The organism is Paenibacillus sp. FSL H8-0332, assembly GCF_037963835.1.
In the GTDB taxonomy this organism is placed as follows: Bacteria; Bacillota; Bacilli; order Paenibacillales; family Paenibacillaceae; genus Paenibacillus_AQ; species Paenibacillus_AQ rhizoplanae.
In genome coordinates, this window is sequence record NZ_CP150145.1 from 3,420,243 (window position 1) to 3,439,414 (window position 19,172).

At 48.9% G+C, this 19,172-nt stretch carries 10 protein-coding genes; 9 read left to right on the top strand and 1 reads right to left on the bottom strand.

Going from position 1 to position 19,172, the window contains the following annotated elements:
* The first annotated feature begins 36 nt into the window (after positions 1–36).
* The 5 genes from NST43_RS14805 to NST43_RS14825 all read left to right on the top strand — a co-directional run bounded on the left by NST43_RS14805 (position 37) and on the right by NST43_RS14825 (position 8,568).
* On the top strand, positions 37–1,758 hold the full coding sequence (locus tag NST43_RS14805; RefSeq protein WP_339225087.1) for a histidine kinase: 1,722 nt from the start codon (positions 37–39) through the stop codon (positions 1,756–1,758).
* A complete protein-coding gene (locus tag NST43_RS14810) occupies positions 1,755–3,374 on the top strand; it encodes a response regulator (RefSeq protein ID WP_339225088.1) in 1,620 nt (539 codons plus the stop codon). Before NST43_RS14805 ends, NST43_RS14810 begins: the two co-directional genes overlap by 4 nt.
* Before the next feature lie 99 nt (positions 3,375–3,473).
* Positions 3,474–5,690 carry an FAD-dependent oxidoreductase gene (locus tag NST43_RS14815; RefSeq protein WP_339225089.1) on the top strand — a complete coding sequence of 739 codons (2,217 nt, stop codon included), beginning with the start codon at positions 3,474–3,476 and terminating at the stop codon, positions 5,688–5,690.
* Positions 5,691–5,707: 17 nt separating this feature from the next.
* Positions 5,708–6,916 carry a GDSL-type esterase/lipase family protein gene (locus NST43_RS14820; RefSeq protein WP_339225090.1) on the top strand — a complete coding sequence of 403 codons (1,209 nt, stop codon included), beginning with the start codon at positions 5,708–5,710 and terminating at the stop codon, positions 6,914–6,916.
* Positions 6,917–7,104: 188 nt separating this feature from the next.
* Positions 7,105–8,568: an alpha/beta fold hydrolase gene (locus NST43_RS14825; protein ID WP_339225091.1), complete on the top strand. Its 1,464-nt coding sequence runs from the start codon at positions 7,105–7,107 to the stop codon at positions 8,566–8,568.
* A gap of 76 nt (positions 8,569–8,644) precedes the next feature.
* On the opposite strand, the gene NST43_RS14830 is transcribed toward NST43_RS14825, so the two are convergent.
* Positions 8,645–9,334, bottom strand: coding sequence for a 4'-phosphopantetheinyl transferase superfamily protein (locus NST43_RS14830; RefSeq protein ID WP_339225092.1), 690 nt, complete (start codon positions 9,332–9,334; stop codon positions 8,645–8,647).
* A 405-nt stretch (positions 9,335–9,739) separates the two neighbouring features.
* Between NST43_RS14830 and NST43_RS14835 the strand changes: the two genes are divergently transcribed.
* From NST43_RS14835 to NST43_RS14850, 4 genes are read left to right on the top strand one after another with little or no spacing between them, the layout of a single operon-like run.
* Positions 9,740–12,412, top strand: coding sequence for a beta-ketoacyl synthase N-terminal-like domain-containing protein (locus NST43_RS14835; RefSeq protein WP_339225093.1), 2,673 nt, complete (start codon positions 9,740–9,742; stop codon positions 12,410–12,412).
* Between the two features lies 1 nt (position 12,413).
* Complete coding sequence (locus NST43_RS14840) at positions 12,414–16,886, top strand: amino acid adenylation domain-containing protein (RefSeq protein WP_339225094.1); 4,473 nt, start codon at positions 12,414–12,416, stop codon at positions 16,884–16,886.
* A gap of 14 nt (positions 16,887–16,900) precedes the next feature.
* The gene (locus NST43_RS14845) at positions 16,901–18,466 is read left to right on the top strand and encodes a serine hydrolase domain-containing protein (RefSeq protein ID WP_339225095.1); all 1,566 of its coding nucleotides are present in this window, start codon (positions 16,901–16,903) and stop codon (positions 18,464–18,466) included.
* The gene (locus tag NST43_RS14850) at positions 18,463–19,170 is read left to right on the top strand and encodes an alpha/beta fold hydrolase (RefSeq protein ID WP_339225096.1); all 708 of its coding nucleotides are present in this window, start codon (positions 18,463–18,465) and stop codon (positions 19,168–19,170) included. Before NST43_RS14845 ends, NST43_RS14850 begins: the two co-directional genes overlap by 4 nt.
* Positions 19,171–19,172 lie beyond the last annotated feature (2 nt).

Below are 19,172 nucleotides of genomic sequence, written 5' to 3' on the forward strand. Positions count from 1 at the left end.
GGAAGATGATCCATGCGAAGAAGAATCAGCTTGCCTTTGAAATTGTTTTTAATCGTGTTTGCCTTTGTGTTAAGCTGCATCATCTTGATCAGCCAGTTGTCTTACCGTTATGTCCAGAAGGAAATAAGAACCACGGATGTGTATTACACCAACCAGATTCTTGACAAGATAGACCAGTATTTCACCGTTAATTTCTCCTCCTTCCAGACGATCCTGTTCTCGGTCGAATCATCGGTGAAGGCCAACATTAACAATACGGATGTGATTAAAAAGCAATTAAGAGTGCTGTATGAACTTAACAGTAATTACGTCAGTAATATATATCTGATCAAAAGCGATTTATCCATTCTAGGCGGAAGCACACCTACCCGGATATTCGATGAACCTTTAGCGGAAAGAGAACCGTTGTTTGCTGCGGCTGACAAGGACAGAAGGACTACCTTTGTCAGCGACCCTTACAAATCCAAGTACTCCGGCTGGACAGTGACAATGGTCCGATATCTGAACGGCGCTCCGTTTCCTATAGCCATTGCGGTAGATCTGGATCTCAATGCCATTGAAGAAACCCTGTTCAAGATTAATCGGCAAGAACAAATGAATTTGGCTCTAATCACCGCATCGGGCAAAATCATTGCCGGATTCTCGGAAAATAAGGGCCCTCTGAATATTCAGGACCATACGTTCTCCATCGGTGAAACGTCAGCGGAACAAATTCTGGATACTGCAGAATCAAGCCTTCAATTGCATACGAGGGAGGGGATTCCCGTCTCCCTTCTGAAGAAACCGACGGAGAAATTCAACTGGACCATCCTCTCGATCAACGATGAATCTCGCCTGAAAGCGGCTTTGTCCAGATTGGAAACCTATTATATCGAGCTTCTGGCCGCAGGTTTTCTCTTAAGCCTGTTCGTATCCTTCGTCATTGCCAAATATATAAGGACCCCGCTCTATGCACTCAAAACAAAAATGAAGCGGGTGGAGCAAGGCCTTCTGACAACTACGATATCTATTAACCGGAACGATGAGTTTGGAGATCTCTCCCGGGCCTTCGACCGTATGCTGCAGCAGATTGTGGAGCTGATCCGGGGAGCAGAGCTTCACAATGAACTGGAACGCAAGCTAGAAATTCAAGTGCTGCAGTCTCAAATCAACCCTCATTTTCTGTATAACACGCTGGGTTCTATCAGCAATGTCATCCGGCTCGGACAAATCGAGAAAGTAGATGTGGTGATCGAGTCTCTGATTTCAATCCTGGAATACGGGATAGCTGACGCTTCGGAGAAGGTCTCACTGCGTCAGGAACTGCAAAATGTATCGGACTATATCGCGATCCAGAACATCCGCTATAACCGAAACTTCCAATTAATTGAAGATATTGAAGCAGGGTTAATAGACTTTCCTGTTTTCAGAATGCTGCTGCAGCCGCTTGTAGAGAATAGCATCTTCCATGGTTATAACGGAGGGGGGATCGAAGGCCCTATTACTATTCACGCTTACAGGGAGCGCGGCAGGGTCATCATAGAAGTCGTTGATCAAGGCGAGGGTATTCCAAGCGATAAGCTCCAGCATGTTCTAATCTCAGAACCCAGTGATGTGGAAGTGAAACGGAAAAGAATCGGATTAAACAATATTCATGACCGGATCAGACTGCACTACGGAGAACAGTTCGGACTCCAAATCATAAGCATACCCAAGGAAATTACCCGTGTTCAGGCCTTATTCCCGGCAGGCTTGTTTAAAGGAGATGCATCATTGTGAGAGACTACACCTGCTTCATTGTTGACGATGAGGATCTAATCATTCAGAGACTGGAATTGTTTTTTCATGAGCTTTCCCTTAGGGACAGGCGATTTCATCTGGTGGGCAAAGCGAGTAACGGGCTGGAGGGGCTGGAGGAGATCGTAAAGCTTAAGCCGGATATCGTGATCTCTGATATTGTTATGCCGCGAATGGACGGGATTTCCATGATTGAGCAGCTGAAGCCCATGCTTCCCCGGACCCAGTTCATTCTTTTGACCGCTTATTCATCCTTTGAATACGCCCAGAGAGCGATTCAAGCCAACGTACTGGAATACATTGTTAAGGTTCCGCTCAGGGAAGCCGATTTGAACCGGGCTTTGGATAAGGCGGCCGGAATTCTAAATGAGGTTAAGAAAAAAGAAGCGGAATTTCAATCGTTAAACGTATCCGTGCTGGAAAATAAATATAGAGTCCGCAAGCAATTTTTCAACGAGCTGATCAGGGGCGAAATTCCTTCGCACCGGGCATCGGATTTTGCCAACCGCATGCAGTTTCATTTCTTTCAAGCCAACTATCGCTGCTTCATTGTCGAAATGAATCGGTATGAGAGCTTCCGGAACGCGTATTCAGCTTCTGATCAGAACATCTTGAGATATGCGATTACGAATATCATCGAAGAAACGGTGATGAATGGCGGCAGTGGTGTAGCTGCGGATCTATCCGATAACCGTTTTATTGGCTTCCTGTCCTGGGAGAATAATCGCAGTGATCTGGAGACGGAATATGATTGCCAGGCATTAGGGGGACAGATCGTCTCCCATTTGGACCAATATTTGAATCAAAGGGTATCTGTCGCCTTCGGAGGGCCGCACCGGGGCTGGGAATCTATCAAACAAGCGTACACGGAAGCACACCATGTGAGTGACGATTTCTATTATCATACGGAGAAGGCCGTACAAACACCTATGCATCGCTTCCAATACCAGAATGACAGAAAAGAGGAATTTCAGCAGAAGCTGGCTGAATTTCTGGCCGGGGTGAAAAGAAAGGTCTCCAAGGAAGAGCTGGAGCAAGCCTTTGCGGAGCTGAACCAGTGGGTTACAGACCATAAAATCCATAAATCCATCATGGCGCCTATGCTGCGGGACTTGTACAGAGACATTACTGTGAAATTTAAATCAGGGAACAAGCTGACCACGGAAGTAGCGGAGTTTCCCATAGAATGTATGTCTTTCCGGGAGCAGCTTGCCTATATTGGTGACTTCACCTATGAATATGTACATGCCGGCCAGCTTTTACATCGAGTAGAGATCATGAGTGCTATCCGGTTTATAGAGCAAAACCTGAAACAGAGATTAACGCTTGAGGCGATTGCCGAGGAAGTGAATTTAGCCCCATCGTATTTCAGCAGCTTATTCAAAAAAACAATGAACGAAGGCGTTATCAGCTACATCAATCGTAAAAAAATCCATGTAGCTCTTGAGCTGTTAAATGTTCAGGATTATTCAATATTGGAATTGTGCGAGGAAGTAGGGATTGTGAACGAAGGTTATTTCTGCAAATTATTCAAAGAATACACCGGGGATACGCCTAAGCAATACCGGATAAAAATGACGCGGTATGAATCCAGATAACATTGCAACAATTGTATAATTTTTTCGTGAAATCATGTAAAAAAAAGCTCTTCAAAAAGCTTACCATGAGAGCAGGATCTAATCATGGAGGTTATCAAAATGGAGCTTATTAAAGCAGATGTAACTGTCATAGGCGGAGGGATTGCCGGGATCTGCGCTGCCATCGCTGCCGCACGCCAAGGGCTGCAGGTCTCCCTAATTAATGACCGCCCGGTTCTTGGGGGGAATGCGAGCAGCGAGGTCAGGGTTCATATCAACGGGTCGGCCTATCTCGGGAAAAGTCCATCCTATTATGCACGCGAGGGCGGATTGGTAGAGGAACTCAAACTGAAGATTTTCCACTACAATCCGTTGTACAACAAGAAGCTAATGCTGTCGCTATCGGATACGGTCTTGCTTGACATGGTCTATGGTGAGGCTAACATTTCTCTATTCCTGAATACAAGCATGCATGACACGGGCATGGAGAACGGCAGAATTAAGTGGGTGGATGGCCTTCAATTAGCTTCGGAGCGGAAATTCCGTTTCCAAAGCCGGACCTATATTGATTGTTCGGGAGATGGAATTGTCGGATATCAGGCAGGGGCGCTCTTCCGGCGGGGGAGAGAGGCGAAGCATGAATACGGGGAAGAATTGGCGCCTGAAGTGGCGGACCATTACACCATGGGCGATACGATCCTGTTTCAAGCCCGTGACGTAGGATATTCTGTTCCCTACCAGAGGCCTGGCTTTGCGTATGATATTACGAAGCTGGCTTTTTTCGATAGTATCCGAAAAGGCTTGAACCACCGGGCTTTTCCCAGAAAAATCAACGGGCTTGGCGGCTTGTGGTGGCTGGAATACGGCGGGCATCTGGATGTTATCAAGGATAATGAAGACATCGCCTTGGAGCTGCGGAAATTGGTGTACGGAATTTGGGACTATATCAAAAACAGCGGCGAATTCGATGATGTAGACTCTCTCATCCTGGATTATGTATGCCCGATTCCGGGAAAGCGGGAGTCAAGGCGGTTTATTGGTGATCACATGCTGTCCCAGAACGATCTTACGGCAAAGCCGCATTTCGAAGATGCTGTATCCGTCGGCGGATGGTATATGGATTTACATGCGAATAAGGGCATCTATGATGAGGGACCGGCTACAGCCTGGAATTTCGTGCCGGGACTATACAATATCCCTTTTCGCAGCTTATATTCACGGAATATTCCTAATCTTATGTTCGCCGGCCGCAATATAAGTGCTACCCATGTGGCCTTCGGATCGACCAGAGTAATGGCAACCTGCGGTTGTATGGGTCAGGCGGTTGGAACGGCTGCTTCGTTATGCCTGAAATATGAGATAGACCCTGCGGCCATAGCTGAGGATCATATGGGGGAGCTGCAGGCGCTGCTGCTCCGGGACGGGCAGACCATTGTAGGACTGCAAGAGGAATTGGACCCTTACTTAGCGGACGGATTAACGATTCGGGCCTCGTCTCAGCGCAGCTATGACAATCTTCATCCCACCGAAGAGATCTCCTTGGAGACCGGGTTATGTCTGGTCTTGCCGGTTCAGACAGCCGCGGCTGACAGCGTACAGATCAGAATTAAAAATAAGTCCGGGCATCCGGAAACACTGCATGTGAAGCTGCTTGGCGGGGACCGGAAGGAGAATTATATTCCCAACAGCGAGTTGAAAGACTACCGGTTGGCGATTGCAGCCGGTCATGACGACTGGATTACGCTGGACCTCGGCTGCAAGAAACCGGCTGACGACAAAATCTACATCGTATTGGAAGGTACGGCGGGCCTTGCCGTATATGGCAATGAAGAGAAAGTGACCGGAGCGGTCAGCTTCTATTATAGACCGGAAGAGCCGTCCAGACTGAAGAAATTCAACAAGAGCATCTGCTTCAAGGATCTGTTGCCCGCCCAGGATATGTACAATCCCGGGAATGTCGTCAACGGCTTCTCCAGACCTTATGGTCTGCCGAACAGCTGGATCTCTGAACGTACGGAAGGACACGAATGGCTGGAATTCAGTTGGGCCAGCCCCAAAAGTCTGGACGAAATCCAGCTTGTGTTCAATTCGCAGCTTGATCTGGAGCATTTCGACGATCCGATCCAGTCGCTTATCCAAGATTATGTTATGACCTTAACCTTAGAAGACGGAAGCGAGCGGACCATCATCACCCGGGGGAATTATCTCACCTTGAATAAACATAAGGTGGAGGCCAAAGGCGTCACCCGAATCCGCTTCGATTTCTATGCAACGTATGGTTCGCCTTATTTTGAAGTATTTGCTGTGAAATGCTTTGCTCCTAAAAACGATAAGTGAGGTCAGGTGAAGTCGAGATGAAGGAAGCATTCCCCCGAAGAGGGCTGCCTAATGTAATTCAGAAGCTGGAAAATGGGGATACCGTAACCATCGTCTATTTCGGTGGCAGCAATACGCGTTCGGAAGGATACAGGGTCATGACGGCAGACTGGCTGCGTGAGCAATATCCTCAGGCAGATATCCGCACGGTGAATGCAGGCATTAACGGGACAGGATCGGATCTCGGCTGTGCCCGTGTGGAGACAGATGTACTGCGTCACAAGCCTGATCTGGTATTTGTTGAATTTGTCGGTAACGATGGCGGAGATCCCGAATCCAAGGCGCGGATCGAGGGGATTGTCCGTCAGATCCGCAAGCGGAGCCGGTTTACCGATATCCTGTTCGTGTATACGCTGAAGGAGCGGGATGTGGCCTTATTTCAGGCCGGGGAATACCAGAAGGGGGCTCTGATGCAAGAGGAAGTGGCTGACTATTATGGTATTCCTTCGATTCATCTGGGCGTAGCGGTCAGTCATCTGGTGTCGAAGGGTCAACTCATATTCACCTCCAGAGAAGACGTATCTATTTCCGGAGCCGTTATTTTCACACATGATTCGATCCATCCGACCATTCCCGAAGGACACCAGATTTACACGGATACGATCACCCGGTCCTTTGAGCTCATTAGAGAGCTACAAGATCAGCCGGGAAGGTTCGTACATCACCTGCCTCAGAATCCGCTGGTCCCCGCTAATCCTTGGGAGTATGCGACCATGCTGCCACTGGATAGTTTGACTACTTTTTCTGCAGGATGGTCATATCTGACACCGGGTGATTCTGCTCTAGCTCGCGAGTACAGCTGGTTGTTTCCCGGCCTGTGGCGGGCAGCCGATCCTGGAGAGGCGGTCACGGTGCAGTTCGAGGGCACCCGTATCGGATTATTCGATATCGGAGGACCTGATTCCGGCAGATTGAAGGTGACGGTGGATGGCGGAGAACCCTTTATTGTCGATCGCTTCACACTATACAACGATCATAACCGGAATCAGTATGTATTCCTGCCGGAGCTCCCGAACGGGCAGCATACGGTCCGCTTCGAAGTCGATACCGGCAAGACAGACAAAGCGGCTGTGTTCGAGGCATCCGGCAATGAACGGAGCAGTGAGCATATCCGGCAGCATCCGGATTGGTATGATCAAACGGTGATCCGGCTTGGGAAGCTGTTATTGGTGCAGCCTCCCTTATAATGGCTCATTAGACATTATACAATGGATGAACCCTCAGGAACGAGATCCTAGCGTCCTGAGGGTTTTTAGCTTTTGTTTCATTTCTTTTGTCCGTTCATATTCAGTTCATATTGACGTCACGGGGAGTACACTTTCATTGGTTAAGCTTACATCTTAGCAAAAGGAGAAGTAGAAAGAGAGGGTGTCAAATGAGAATATTTGAGATACTTTTAGTTCTATCCTGTTTCGCGCTACTCGCAGATCTATTGTTTATCAGAAGAGGGGCAAAGACAACAGGACTGGTTTTGGGAATAGGAAGCAGCGTTATATTGGTAGTTCAATTATTTGTAGAGGGATACAGATGGCAGTTGCTTTTGGTATACATGATGACGGTGTTACTCATACTCATCGTTATACTCAGGCATTTAGGCAAGATGGGGAATATAGGGAATATAAAAGCAGGGAAGCTGTTGAAATATAGTTCATCTTCCATCATCGTCATTCTGCTTGTTATATCTACCGGCTTGTCTGTATACTTGCCAGTCTTTCATTTGCCGAAGCTTGAAGGTCCGGAGAAGGTGGGTACTCAAACCTTTCATTTTACAGATCAGAACAGAGATGAAATCTTAACTGAAGATCCTAGCGATAAGAGGGAACTAATGGTTCAAGTGTGGTACCCTACTGCAAATAGCAGTAACAAGAAGAGTGAAGCTCTTTTTCCAAAAGATAAAGAAATGTTCAAAAAGTATATCCAGACCTATTCTAATTCATTAAACCTACCAGACTTTGTATTCGATTACTGGAAGTATAGTAAAACCAACTCTTATGAAAATGTAGAAATATTGCCTTCTACAAGTCCTTATCCTGTGGTACTGCTATCTCACGGTATGGGAACCAGTCGGGTTCTACATGCTTCACAGGCCGAGAATCTCGCCAGTCATGGGTATATCGTGGTCACCATCGATCATACGTATAGCACCTTTGCTACCATTTTTCCGGATGGCCGTGTAACGGACTATACAACCAAGACGACTACCGTAGAAGATCGCAGAAGAATTGGTGATATATGGACGAAAGATGTGGAGTTTGTAATCAACCAAATTGAAAAGCTAAATTCAGGTGCAGTCGAAAGTCAGTTTAAAGGAAAAATAGATCTAAATCATCTAGGCGTAATGGGGCATTCCTTCGGGGGGGCAACGGCGTTTAATACTACTTATGTAGATCCTAGAATCAAGGCCGGAGTCAATATGGACGGGTCACTGATCGAAGTGGAACATAGAGATGATCTAAACAAGCCGTTTATGTTCATAAGATCGGGAAGCTTTAAAGACTGGTTAACAGATTTTAAGAAGGATACCAATCCGGATAACGAAGTCACTAAACAACTTGCAGAAGAGCTGCACATTATTAAAAATGTGATCAATCAGGGAGGGCGTGCAGTTTATGTTGAAGGTACCGAACACTTCAATTTCACGGACCTTCAATTCTATTCTGAGCTGATCAAACTGACTGGAATCACAGGCGATATAAATGGTAAAAGAGGATCAGACCTCGTAAATCAATATGTCCTCGATTTCTTTAATAAGCAGTTGAAAGGAGAAGGGGGACAACTGATTGAGGGTCCCAATGACAGCTATCCAGAGGTGAAATTTATAAAGCCGGAAGACCTTTAATATGAAATAATATACGATTTTGACATAATGATAACTGAAGCTATTGGAGGATATTCGCACCAAGACATTGTGAACCTCAATAGAGAGATCTATAGAGCTCACTGAGCTTAATAAAAGTGGCTGTTTCCGGCAGTGTGCAACAGCTTGAACAAGCGGCAGCTTTGTAGTCTGGGGCGATAGTATAGGTCTGTAAGTACATTGATTCTGCTTGTGTGATCAGACCAAAGCTGCCATCTTCACGCTGCTGTACCGTAAATGAATCAAGTGGCCGGGACAGCCCGGTGCCAATCGCCTTGACATAGCTTTCCTTCAATGTCCACAAGTCATAAAAAAAATCCTGCTGCTCTCCGGCAGACTTGCCCTGTAACGCCTCTCGCTCCTCCACAGAAAAAAACCGCTCCGCTATTTGAATATCTATAGGCCGTATCTGCTCAATATCTACTCCGAGAGAACCCTCATTCATTCCCCAGATCATCAGCACCCAATCTCCTGAATGAGACACATTATACTCAAAATCCGGCAGCCCAGACACCCCCGGTTTGCCGAATGCATTCTCCTCGAATTGAATATTTCCATTCCGTTGACCCAGCTGGCTGCAGAGGATGTAACGCACCAGTATCTCGCCAAATAAAGAACGATACGCATCTTCCTTATGGAAAAACCGGGCGAGCCGTGCACGACGTTCTTCTGTTACCTGTGCTGTAAAATAAGCATAGCTCTCCAGACTTAGCTGCTCCGGGAGCTTAAAAGCAAGAATTTTGGACATATCCAACACCTGTCTTAGAAGATTTTGATTTGTTTTCGTTATTGTGAAGCTTGCGAAATATGCAGTCCGTTCTCAAAACAGGATAGCTATACGATTCTACGATTCTAGCATATTAATTTGAAGTCACTCTATACCTAAATTGATACTAATAGCACTTTCCGGAATTTGCGCATTATTTAACTACTGGCATATTACGACATAATCGGACGTCGAATGCTGTTGATACATAGACTATTTTATTATTTAACTTAAATTTAAAATAATAATTTTTATTGTTATATAGTCCTAAAGTATGGTATTTATTTAAATATTTTCATAGTATAGTAGGTAATATCAAGCCCTCGTCAAAATCAGTTTTAATACTACAATGATATTGAATATAAGCAATATTACGGGAGTGATCTCATGTCATTGGAGCACGAATATGATGATAATAAGGCGGATATTGCCATTATCGGCCTCTCCATCCGTCTGCCTGGAATTGATACCGTTTCCCAATTTTGGAATTTAATTCTGGCTGGCGAAGAGGTCGTTGCTGACACATCCTTACAGGATACAGTAGAAGTTACTTCTGCGGAGGGAAAGCACAACTTTATTTGCACAAACACCAACATCCGGAACATTGAGAATTTTGATGCTACATTCTTTAATTTCAATATCAGAGAGGCGTCTTTAATGGACCCGCAGCATCGTCTGCTGCTGGAGATGGCTTGGGAAGCACTGGAGGCAGCGGGATGTGATCCGGGAACCTATGAGGGTCTTATCGGGATGTATGCTGGTGTGTACGCGAACTATTATCAGATGTTCAACCTAATGCCGCTTCTTAATGGCAACAGAGCAGCCTCCGAACTCCAAATGCAGATCGCAAGTGAGAAAGACCATGCGGCGATGATGGCCGCTTACAAGCTAGGCCTTACCGGGCCAGTGCTGAATGTCCAGTCTGCCTGTTCCAGCTCGCTGGTTGCTGTACATTTGGCGTGTGAGAGTCTGCTCACTTACTCCAGTGACATGATGATATGCGGAGGGGCGACACTTGGCATTCCCCAAACCAACGGCTATTACTATCAAGATAATGGGTTGTTGTCTGCTGATGGGCATCTCAGGGCGTTCGATAAGCAGGCTACTGGAACCCTATACAGCGACGGGGCAGGTTGCGTCGTACTGAAACGATACAGCGATGCCCTTGAGGATGGCGACACCATTTATGCTGTTATTAAAGGTTCTGCCGTCAATAATGACGGAGCCCTCAAAGCCGGATATACAGCTCCCGCTGTCACAGGTCAGATTCAGGTTATTGAACGCGCACAAATGAACGCTGACGTAAGCGCCAGGGACATCAGTTACATAGAAGCTCATGGTACCGGCACTCCTTTAGGAGATGCGATTGAGCTTGAAGCACTGCATGAGGTATTTGCCAGACATACTGAAAAAAACGCTTTTTGTGCTTTGGGTTCGGTTAAATCTAACGTCGGTCACACGGGACCAGCCGCAGGTATCGTTGGGTTAATCAAGACCGTCATGGCCCTGCGAGAGAGAATACTGCCACCCGCTATTCACGCAGATACACCACATGACAGGTTGATGACCGGCCAGAGCCCGTTTTATCTGAATCCAGTTCCGCTGGAGTGGAGCAGCCCCAATCAACGGCGTCTGGCTGGGGTCAGCTCATTCGGGCTTGGAGGTACCAATGCACATGTTATCCTGCAAGAAGCACCGGCGTTGCCGAAGGGACCTTCCTTGCGGCGCAGCAAATTGTTCGTACTCTCCGCCAAAAGTGCAGAGGCGCTCAAGAGGAAAAAGCACTCCTTGCAGCAATTTCTAAGCCCGGCTTCAGAAGAGCTGTTAGCAGATGCAGCCTTTACATTGCAAACCGGACGGAAGCTGTTTGAGCACCGGGCCATTTGGCTATACGGCTGTGGAGGGGAGACAGAGTGGATGGAACGGGAGACTGGGAAGAAAGATGCCCCTGAGCTTGCGGGCATGCCCTTGTTCCACTTCCCGGATCTATCCAGTTTCGAGACTCCTGAGCTTGGGGAATGGATGGCTGAGGAAAAGGTATTCTACAGCAACTTCGTGCAGGGTAACAACCTGGCAGAGGAATGGTTCAGCAAGGGAGTTGAGGCATTGCAGGCACAAGCCGCATACGCCTTAACCGTGCAGATCTCCTTATTCAAACTCTGGGAGAGCTGGGGAATCCATCCCTCGGGCTGCCAAGTTACAGGCAGCGGCTTATTTGCCGCCGCTTATGCCTGTGGCCTCCTGACTCATGAGGATGCTTTGTATCTGGGCAGCTCCTACACAGCCGCACTCGCAACTTCGGGGGAGGCGCAGGATACCATTGTCCGAAGCTACCGGCAACGCGTCTCCAGTATGAGAACGGGACCGATGAAAGTTCCGCTTGCAGCACCTCCGGGGAGGAGCCAGATGACTCATGCAGAGTGGAGCAGTAGTGATTATTGGACAGCGTATCTCACGGATGCCCTGGAAGACGGAGCCTCAGTACAGACCAGCAGTAGGAATGAGAACGATCGGCTGGTGCTGGATATGAATCTCGCTGAATCTTCGGGGAGTCATGGAACCACAGAATGGAAGAGCGTTTACCTTCTTCTCGGCAAAGTCTGGATGGAAGGCTACCCCGTCAATTGGAAGGCTTATTATCAAGGGGAGCGCCGCCGCCGCATTGAATTGCCTGCCTATCCATTTGAAAGAACACGCTGCTGGGTGGAGCGTGATGATTCTGCACTGGATACTACGGGACCGCTTCAGCCCATGGTGGAACCCGTCAACTTGCGGCCAGAGCAGCTGGGTGGATACATCGCACCAAGAACAGAGGTTGAACGGGAGCTGGTTGCAGCTTGGGAGCTGTATCTGGGGGTGGCCCCGATCGGAATCAACGATAACTATTATGAACTGGGAGGCAACTCGCTGCTGGCAGCTTCCTTACATGCACATCTATGTGAACAGCTTTGCGTGACACTTAGACTTGAAGTTTTTTTGGAGCAGCAGACGATAGCCCGATTAGCCGAATCCATTGAATCCTGGAGATTGAATTCTATATCTGCGAAAGGCGGACACTGACATGGATCTTGTGAATAAGGCCTTGCATCGTTTAAGCCATCCCCAAAAGAGAATTTGGTATACCGAATGCCTTCATCCCCAGACAGCCGTACATCATATTGGTGGCTGTGTCCGTATTCACGGAACGCTCGATTTCCCCCGTTTGGAAACTTCGATCCAGCATGTGATTCAGTCTCATGATGGCCTGCGCCTGCGTTTGCAGGCACAAGACGGTGAACCGCAACAATATGTAGCGGATATTCATTCGCTACAGCCGTTGCCCCACTACGACTTCAGTTCATATGCCGATCCCCAGACGGTTTTTGAGAGGTGGGTGAAGACCGAAGCGGCCCAACGATTTGAGCTTTTCGATGCTCCTTTATACCACATCGCTACCTTCAAGGTGGGGGAGCTGAATAATGGTTTTCTCCTGAAAGCCCATCATATCATCTGCGACGGCTGGTCCATGGACCTGCTGACCAGACAAATTCTCGGACATTATGAATCGCTGGGCAGGGAAGACATCTCTGACAGTGCTGTGTCCGAACCCTCCTATTTGACTTATCTCGATCTCGAAAATCAATACCTTAGCTCTCAGCGTTGTCAGAGCAACAAACAATTCTGGGAGAACAAATTTGATGTTCTTCCCGAACCGCTATTTGACAAAAGGGCCACTGCTCCCGCCGGCAGACGTTACACCCGCCTGCTCGACAAGCAGGCCACAGAGCAGATTACCCGTATTCTTCCAGAGCTTAATGTGTCATTGCCCCTATTTTTATCTGCCGCATTCGGTTTGGTATTAGGAAGGTATTACCAGAGAGAAGATGTAATCCTGTCTATACCCGTATCCAACCGCTCTTCTCACACCAAGGGAACCGTTGGCATGTTCACTGGCAATCTGCCGCTGTCGCTGCATCTGAAGGAAGGCCTGTCCATCCGGGCATTTTTACAACGGGTACGCCGTGAATATTCACGTAATCTCGCTAATCACAAGTATCCGTTCGATCTCCTTGCACAGCAGCTTCAGCTGCGGAAAAATGGGCATGGCAGCCTATACCAGGCCGCTGTGAATTATTATAATACCCACCTGTTAACCACCGTGGACAACATGAGGATTAGCAATGAGGAGTTCTACTCCGGCGAGCAGGCTTATCCCGTACAGTTGATGATCAAGGACTGGTCTGAGGATGGCACGTTATTGTTCACTCTGGACTACCAGACTCAGATCATTGGCAAGGATGAGGCTGAAACGCTGGTGGACTGTCTCCTGCATGTATTGAATCAGATGGTGCATACTCCAGACCTCCCATTGAAGGAACTGACCCTGACTACCGAAAGGCAATGGAAACAAACCTTGATTCATTACAATCAGCCTTCTATCCACAACTATTCACTTGAAAAGACGGTTATGGATCTATACGCAGAGCAGGTTCGGCTCCATCCCAACCGGATTGCCCTGAGCTGTGCAGAGGAGCAGCAGACCTTTGCAGAATTGGCGCAGCAGGTTAATTGCCTTGCGTCAGCACTGACCGCAGAATTCCCGCATGTGTCAGGCGTAATAGGTGTACGGATGCATCATTCTCCCGAACTGGTCATTGCAATCCTGGCGATTCTTCAGTGCGGTGCGGCTTTTCTGCCGCTTGACCCCGGAGTTCCGCCCGCCAGAGCGGAGTATATGCTTCGAGACTCGGGGGCAATATGCCTGTTGACCGATCTGTCAGAGGAACCGGCTTCCGGCTGGCTTATCCCCACGCGCAATCCCCGGCATCTGCTCCGGCATAGGCCGTTGTCTCAGGAGGCACAGCAGAGGTCGAGGCCTGAAGAAACAGCTTACATTCTATATACCTCGGGATCTACAGGAGCACCCAAAGGGGTAAAAGTTCTTCACTCTAACCTGGCCAACTATATCACTTGGGCAGCGGCAGAATACTTGACCTCGGAACACGAGGTGTTCGCCTTTTATTCCTCAATTGCCTTTGATCTGACGCTGACATCCTTATTCGTACCCCTAGTCAGCGGCACCCAGTTGAGGATATACCCCTCCAGTGGCGAGGACTATACCTTGAGCCGGATTCTGAACGAGAACAGGGCTACAGTAATCAAGCTTACCCCATCCCATCTTGCGCTTATGGGGCAAGAACGGAGGCCGAATGCTGCCTTGCGGACACTGATTGTGGGCGGGGAGAGTCTCAAGACCGGTCTTGCGGCGGCTGTTCAGCAAGCCTACGGTCCTACTCTGGCTATTTATAACGAATACGGGCCAACGGAAGCAACCGTAGGCTGTATGATTTACCGTTATGATCCCTTAGCAGACAAGGGAGCAACCGTGCCTATCGGAGTACCTGCTGCAAATGCGAAGCTATATATATTGGATAGGGATTTGCGGCCCCTGCCTCCAGGCGCGAAGGGAGAACTCTACATTTCCGGCCCCGGTGTTGCAGATGGCTACGTCCATCAACCCGGGCTGACGGCGGAACGCTTCTTGCCGGATGCAGTGAACAAAGGCAACCGGATGTATCGTACGGGGGATCTGGTCCGGTGGGGTGAAGGCGGTGTGATGGAATATATCGGCCGCTGTGATACCCAGCTTAAGGTTAGAGGCTACCGAATCGAGACGGAAGAGATCGAACATCACCTGCTGGAGATGGAGGGTATCCGTAATGCAGTTGTCATGACGGAGGGTGAAGGTCCCGGCATGGAACTGGTCGCCTGTATTGTCGGAGGCTCGCTTACAGCGCTCAATATCCGCAGCCGTCTAGCAGGCATCCTGCCTGGATACATGGTCCCGGGACGTATCATTTTTAGAACAGAGATTCCGCTCACTGCTAATGGGAAGACCAATCGGAGACAGCTTGCACAAGAACTAGATGACGCCGCAGTACAGGTCAAGGAGTACGAAGGGGGGGGCCAGACTGAATGGCTTTTATCCGCACTGCGGACCGTTCTGGAGCGTAAGGAAATCAGCCTGGAGGACCGTTTTTTCAATCTGGGCGGGGATTCCATCAAAGCCATTCAGATTTCAAGCCTACTCAAAAATCAAGGACTTCAACTCAGCGCGGCAGATATTCTGGATCATCCTCTCATTAGCGAAATGCTTCTGCATCTCACTGAAGATAAAGAGGTTCATACACAGGGGCCGCCGGAGGGAATCATCCCGTTGACACCGATCCTGTCGTGGTTCTTCTCCCGTGAGCTTGCGAATGAAGACTACTATCTGCAATCGATGCTGCTGGAGATCCGGGAAGATATTGCCATGCATACCCTTGAAGACAGTGTAAGGCAGTTGATTCAGAACCATGACTCCTTGCGCTTGTATTATGACTCTGTAGAGCAGCAGCTCTCCTATAACAACGAACTTTCTGTGGCTAAGTTTCAGCCTAATGTACTTGATTTGACCGAATTTGATCCTACACAACGGGAGCAAGAGTTCCTGACGTATACCTCTGCACTGAAGGCAGGCATACGCCTTACTAAGCAGGATCAGTTCCCTTTCCGCGCCTGCTTAATTATTGAGCCGGGACGTGCTAATCGTCTGCTGCTAGCGGCTCACCATGTCTGTATAGACGGTGTCTCATGGCGGATTATTTTGGAGGATTTGGGACGATTGCTTCGGGGAGAACGCCAGTGGCTGCCCAAAACATCATCGTTCAAGCACTGGGCGCTGGCACTGAGCGAACGCGCTGAACCGCTGGTCCAGCGGGAGCTGGAATATTGGAATGGAAATTACAACCTCCCAGATGATCATTGGCTTTGTTTTGGGCAACCGGGTAGTGGACGCACAACACTTCGTACGCTGACGTTCAGCCCTGCTGAAACGGGGCTATTGCTTGAACAGTGCCAGCAGATTAACGGTCTGCAGCCCCATGAGCTGCTGCAGACTGCACTTGCCCTGGCATTTCAGGATACCGGGAACTGGCAGACGCAGGTCATTTGGCTGGAAGGACATGGCCGGGAGCCCTTATTCCCTGACATGGATCTCTCGCGTACCACTGGCTGGTTCACCAGTCTGTATCCGGTCAGAATCACCGCTCAGGCCGGTACAACTGTAATCGAGAGGAGGGATAACATCCTCCAACAGTTCAGGGCGGTGCCCCGCAAAGGTCTGGGATATGGCATTTTAGCTTATGGATTGGGACTGATTACACCGGCTGTTCCCCGGATTGTGTTCAATTATCTTGGGGAATTTCAGGAGGATTACGCGAATGGGCTGTTGCGTGTTCTGAATGAACCCACAGGACCGGATATAGCTGAAGACAATGCAACACCATTCGTACTGGAGATCAACGCTTATATTCTGAAGCGCATACTGTATCTGGAGTTGCGTTCTCCCTCCAGTATGCCGGACAAGGTCATGGAGCAGTGGATGGAGCGGTATAAAGCCCACTTTGCAGAACTCCTCAGTCAACCGCCTGTTCATAGGGAGCCAAGCTGGACGCCCGCTGATTTTGATGCGGTGGATATAACGCAGGAGGAATTGGATTCGTTATTCAAGTAACAGGGGGGAATAACATGAACCGCTTGCTAATCAAAATGCTCTGTGTCTGTATGCTGCTTGGCATAGCTGCGATGCCGCCAGCTTCGGCAAATACTGCTAATAGCGGGATTTCAGCTGAGTCCGTTGATAAATATGTGCTTAAGCTGATGGATCAGATGGATCTTCCCGGTGTCTCTGTAGCGGTGCTTCGCGGTGACAAGACTTATGTTAAGGGGTATGGAAAAGCTGATGCCAGCCGGAATATACCGGTAACCCCAGACACCTTGTTCGAAATTGGCTCCAACAGTAAAGCCTTCACCAGTGTCGGTCTGCTGCTGCTTGTCGAACGAGGGCTTGTAGACCTGGAAGCGCCAGTAACCCGCTATCTGCCATGGTTAACACTGCAAGCAAGAGGGGAGTCTGCCGAACCAACGGTTGGGCATTTCCTTAACCAGACCAGTGGGCTGGGCAGTGATTCCGTTGCGCAGATAGATCCGTCCACCGAAGACACCGCACTTCAGGATACGGTGCGCGGACTAAGCGAGCAGCCGCTCTGGTCTAAACCGGGGACCCAATTTCTGTACTCCACCGGTAATTATGATGTGCTTGGTGCAATTATTGAAGCTGTGAGCGGGATGTCCTATGAATCTTATATGTCCGCTGAAATCTTTCAGCCTTTGGGTTTAGAGCTGACAACCGCAGGCAGGGCGATATTGCAAGGCGGCAAGGAAATCTCCCAAGGCTACAAGCCTGGACTTATCGGCAACAGAGAGTATCAAGCCCCCGTCTACCGCGGGAATACACCCGCAGGCTACATCTTGTCGAGCGCTACGGATATGGCCCGCTGGTTGAATCTGCAGATGAACCCGGCAGCGGCGCCTTCAGCGCTTGGGGGAGCCATTGCCCGTGCACAGATTCCTGATGAAACGGTCAAGGCAACACTAACTCCTCCGTATATAACATCTTTTCGCTATGGGGGTGGCTGGCTAGTATTTAACAAAGGAGATCATACCCTTTTTTCACACGGAGGCAATAATCCCAATTTCTCTTCGTACGTCTTGTTTGATCCAGTCCAACAAATCGGAGTTGCTGTTCTGGGTAACCGGAATACGACGGCGACTTACGCCATTTGCGAAGGACTATATGCCTTGCAGCAAGATCTGAGTCCTGCCGCCGCACCCATGGATACTATGGACACAGCGAATCTCGCAGGACAGATCATGATCCTTATTTGTACGGCTCTATGTCTCTGGCTGCTCTACGCATGGGTCAAGGATCTGCGCTTGATCCGCAATGGCAGACGGCTGCGCAGGGGACCTTCTTTCTCCCTATACGCCAAGACATCAGGTTTGGTGATCCTGGCCGCTCTTATTATGGGCGTGACCTGGTATATACCCAAAATGCTTTTTTGGGGTTATCCCTGGAGATTTATTGTCGTATGGGCACCGTTTACGATAGTTCCGGCTATGATTATGACCGCAATTACAGGAACGATGTTCTCCGCCTTAAGACTGTTAAAAATGTGGTTCCCGCTAAACCCAGCAGTGTTAACGGACAACCGGACACAGCCGCAAGTGATTCAAGAGGAGGCTTCCTTATGACTATCAAGCTTTTTACAATTCCTTATTCCGGCAGCTCCGCAGCCATCTATCTGAAATGGAGGACCCTGCTGCCGGCCAATATCGAAGTGGTTCCCCTTGAATTTCCAGGCAGAGGCAAACGGTTCGGGTCCAAGCTATGCGACAGTATGGAGTCATTGATTGACGATCTTGTACAGCATATGGGCAGCCAGCTTCAGGGGAGTCCCTATGCGCTGTACGGACACAGCCTGGGAGGACTGGCGGCTTATGAACTGAGTGTGCGGCTTCTGGAGAGCGGACAGGCGCTTCCGGTACATGTCTTCTTCTCCGGCTGTAATCCACCGCACCTGCGTTATGGAGAGGAGCAACTGCATAAACTGCCTGACGAGCTATTCCTTCAAGAAATTCTCAAGCTGGGCGGTACGGCTCAGGAACTGGTTAATCATTCAGAGCTAATGAGAGTTTTCCTGCCGATCATCAAAGCGGACTATAGAATCTACGAGTTGTATGCCGGCAACGGCCGGCGCGTGAAGCTTCCGGTGGATTGCACGGTCATGGTCGGCACCGATGATCCCTTGATGCCTGCAGAGAACGGGATAGAGTGGGAGCAGTATATCAGCGGGAGCATGAAGATCAAAAATCTGCCCGGCGGGCACTTTTTCATTCATGACCGTCAGGATGATGTGATCGCCGCCATTCAGGATGCACTTGCCGTTCATAAGTGAGG